This window comes from Streptomyces sp. NPDC006265, assembly GCF_040613555.1.
In the GTDB taxonomy this organism is placed as follows: Bacteria; Actinomycetota; Actinomycetes; order Streptomycetales; family Streptomycetaceae; genus Streptomyces.
On record NZ_JBEXSH010000890.1, the window covers coordinates 1 to 3,696 of the forward strand.

The 3,696-nt window shown below is 74.3% G+C and carries 3 protein-coding genes; all 3 read right to left on the reverse strand.

The genetic code is table 11. From position 1 onward, the window contains the following. Positions 1-106 precede the first annotated feature (106 nt). The 3 genes from ABZ281_RS42190 to ABZ281_RS42200 all read right to left on the reverse strand — a co-directional run bounded on the left by ABZ281_RS42190 (position 107) and on the right by ABZ281_RS42200 (position 3,600). A complete protein-coding gene (locus ABZ281_RS42190) occupies positions 107-2,521 on the reverse strand; it encodes a SpoIIE family protein phosphatase (RefSeq protein ID WP_356663293.1) in 2,415 nt (804 codons plus the stop codon). Between the two features lie 88 nt (positions 2,522-2,609). Continuing rightward, entirely contained in the window at positions 2,610-3,176 is a 567-nt protein-coding gene (locus ABZ281_RS42195) for an antibiotic biosynthesis monooxygenase (RefSeq protein ID WP_356663295.1), read from the reverse strand. A 43-nt stretch (positions 3,177-3,219) separates the two neighbouring features. Continuing rightward, positions 3,220-3,600, reverse strand: coding sequence for a hypothetical protein (locus ABZ281_RS42200; RefSeq protein WP_298555033.1), 381 nt, complete (start codon positions 3,598-3,600; stop codon positions 3,220-3,222). Positions 3,601-3,696 lie beyond the last annotated feature (96 nt).

Sequence of the window (3,696 nt, forward strand, 5' to 3'; positions counted from 1 at the left end):
CCCGCATCCCCGGCCTGGTGCTGCCCACCCTGTTCCTCCTGGCCTCGCTCGTGGGCCTGTGGTGGTACTGGCGACACCGTGGTGACTCGTGAGCCGGGGGCGCCCCTTACCGGTCCTGCACCCCGGGAACCCGGACGTCGACCACGCACACGTCGTCCCGCCGCACGTCCGGCAGCATCCGCGCGAGCAACGGCCCCAGCGAGCCGGGTCCGTCGCCGTGCGGAGCCGCCACCGCCTCGGCGAGCTGCTCCAGGCCCCGGTCGATGCTGTCCGGGGGGTGCTCCACCAGGCCGTCGGTGTAGAGGATGAGCCGGTCACCCGGGTCCAGACGGCACTCCGCCTCCTGGTAGACCGGCGTGGCGGACGCCCCGAGCAGCATGCCGCCGGGGCGGCGCAGGTACCGCGCCTCGCCGTCGCGCAGCAGCAGCGGCGGGGGATGCCCCGCCTGGGCCCAGACCAGGCGCCGACGGCGGGGGTCGTAGCGGGCCAGCACCATCGTGGCGGTCGCGTGGGAGTCGCGCGAGTGCAGCAGCAGTGTGTTCAGCCGGGCCAGGGCCCCGGTCAGCGACGAGCCCGTGATGACCATGCCCTTCGCGGTGAACCGGAGCTGGGCCATGGTGGCCACCGCGTCGACCCCGTGCCCGGCGACGTCGCCGACCACCAGCAGCGCGTCCCCGTCGGGCAGTTCGATGGCACTGAACCAGTCACCGCCGACGTGTACACCAGACTGGGCCGGCAGATAGGCGACCTCGACGCGCAGTCCGGCCAGGTGCACCGGCCGGTTGGCCATCGGCAGCAGCGCGTGCTGGAGCCGGGAGGCCAGGGACCGCTCGGCCTGGAGCACGTCGTGCTGCGTCAGGATCGCCCGCTCGCTCTCGACCAGGGCCAGCTCCGCGCGCCGCCGGGCGGTCATGTCCTGCACGAAACCGTGCACCTCGACGGGCGTGCCGTGCCGGTCGGCCACGGCCTCGGCCACCAGCCGCAGATGCCGGATGCCGCCGCTCGTCCGGATCCGGAACGGCACGTCGAACGGCCGCCCGTCGTGGACGAGTTCACCGACGGCGCGCGTCAGCGCGGGGGTGTCCTCGGGGAGCGCAAGCTCCGGAACCTCGGTCAGCCGCACCGGGCCGTGCGCCGGGTCCCGGCCGACCAGGGAGAACACCTGGGTCGACCAGGAGGCCTCCTGGGTGGCCAGGTTCCAGTTCGCCCAGCCGAGACTGCCCAGCCGTTGCAGGTCCGCCAGCCGCTGCTCCTGCCGGTCGGAGGAGCCGTGCCGGATCCACGAGACGACGAGGGCGTCGCCCATCGGCGCCACCCGGGCCGTGTAGAGGGACAGCTCGGCGACGCCCGCCACGACCTCTTCGTGCGCGAACGGCTCGCCCTCGTATGCCTTCCCGGTGGTCAGCACCTGCAGAAAGCCCTGCCACAGGGGCTCGGCCGCCAGGGCCGGGCGCAGCTCCAGCAGCCGCCGCCCGGCCGGTTCCTCACCGGTCCGGCCCAGCAGGTCGCCCACCTGAGCGGTCGCGGCCTCCACCCGGAAGTCCTCGGTCTCGCCCGTCGCGGCCGGCAGCGGCGTGAGCAGCATCGCAGCGACGGGCAGGGCCTCGAGCAGCGCCTGCACCGCGTCCGTGGCGGCGTCGGCGTCCCGCTCGGGCGGTGCGTCGAAGGCGCGCAGCCGGCCGGCGCACAGCCCGGTCACGCCCCGCAGGTGGGCGCGGTCGCGCGGGGCGAACGCCCCGGCGCGCCCGCGCAGCACACCGATGCAGATCCCGGCCGAGCCCGCGGCGAGGACGGGTAGCCAGGCGCGGGAGCGCCACCGGTCGGGAGGGTCCCCTATGAGCAGGTACTGCCGCTTGTCCGCGGCGAAGTCCTCCAGCCAGCGCGGCTCGCCCGCCTGCAGTGCGTCCAGCGCCGCCATGCCGCTCAGCGGCGGCACCTGGCACCACTGGGCCGCCAGCGTGTCCTCGATGCCCGCGTGCCCGATCAGTTCGATGCTGCCGTCGGGCCTGCGGGCGTAGATCAGGACCGCGTCCGCCGACATGTCGGGGCCGAGATGGTCCAGCAGACACCGGGCGAGGTCGTGCGGGGTCATCACCCGAACGAGGGCCTGGCCGAGGCGGGCCAGGGCGGCCGTGACGTCGTCCGGCGTGGCCGACTGCTCCAGGGCCCCTGCCCCGGAGCCGGGTGCGTCGGCACTGGGGACCTCACTCGCCCTGCCGGGGCCGGCCGGCGTGGGCACGAGGCCGCCCAGGGTGATCCAGCACTCCTCCAGCAGGGTGTGGCGTGCGGCTTTGGCCTGCTGGAGCAGCTGCTCGCCCGCCGCGTCGGCGGTACACCCGCTCAGCGCCATCACCGCGCCCTTGGCCCGCTCCACGACAGCCGAGGTGGCCGCCTGGTCGCGCAGCCGGTCCAGCTCGGCGCGCTGCCGGGCGACGATCTTGGCCAGTTCGACCAGGTCCGGTGCGGCACCGGGCTGCGCCGGCGTCACGGGCTCGCTCGTCACGCGTTGAGCATTGCACATCCGGCCCGATTCGAAGACCGCCTTGTGCGCACGGACTGATCGCCCGCCCCAGACGTCCCAGGGGGCGCACCGGCTCGCGGGGGACTGCTCAGCTGCCGTCGCGCGGATACAGCCACAGCCGCAGCAGCCGGCTCAGCCGCGGCATCACCACATACGTCAGCAACGGCAGCAGGACCAGCGGGAAGACGGCGGCCCGCAGGGGCAGCGGCCAGCCGGTGGTGTGGGGCGTCACCAGCCACTGGATGAGCAGGGTGAAGGGGTAGGCGCCGAGGAAGGTCGTGAGGACCATCTTCCACCGGGGCGGGGTCTGCACGGTGGTGCCGGGCAGACTGAACCAGGTTTCCATGCCGGTCGTCGACTGGCGTTCGCTGCTGACCTCGGTGGCGATGTCCTCGATCCGCCGGTGCCAGTGCGCGCGCTCCTCGGACTCCAGCCACGCGGCGAGCCGGTGCTGGTCGGACCAGCGCAGCACCGCGTGGTAGCGGTGGCCGTCCTCGGGCGTCAGCCAGGAGACGCCCTCGTTGCCGGGGAACTGCCGGGCGCAGCGGGTGATGCCGTGCGTCCACTCCTCGAACCGCTCCTCGCGGCCGGGGCGCACCTGCCAGGTCAGGACCGTGGTCACCGGCTCGCCGCGCCGGGTTTCGGTGGTGCTCATTCCCCCGCGTGTGCCACGCGCGGCGCGAGTCATGCCTGCCGGCTCACGCCTGGCGGTTCGCCTCGACGAGGGCCTGGGTGACCGCCCGGACGCTGCGGGCGATGTGCTGGAGCTGCATGACCTCGGCCGCGTACAGCTTGATCGTGTGCTCGATGACGCCCTCGTGCAGGCCGAGTCCGGGCAGGTCGGCGCGGGCGGTCTGCAGGGCGGTGCGGGCGACCCGGATCTCGTTCTGGACCTGGATCTGGGCGTGCCGGGCGAGGAGGACGGGGTGGCGGATGAACACGGGGTATCCGGCGTAGCGCGTGGGCACCAGCTCGCGCAGCCACTTGGCCGCCGAGCGTTCCCAGTCGTAGCTGCCGGGGGTCTTGACCTGGCAGGGCCAGTCCGGGCTGATGCGCGTGGTCGTCAGAGGCATGATCATCGCTCTCGGGTGTGCGGCGTCGTGTGGGTGGACGACGGGTCGGGGCGGGCCCCGGCGCGGGGGTGGGGGGGGGGCGCCCCCACCCCCCCGGCCCCC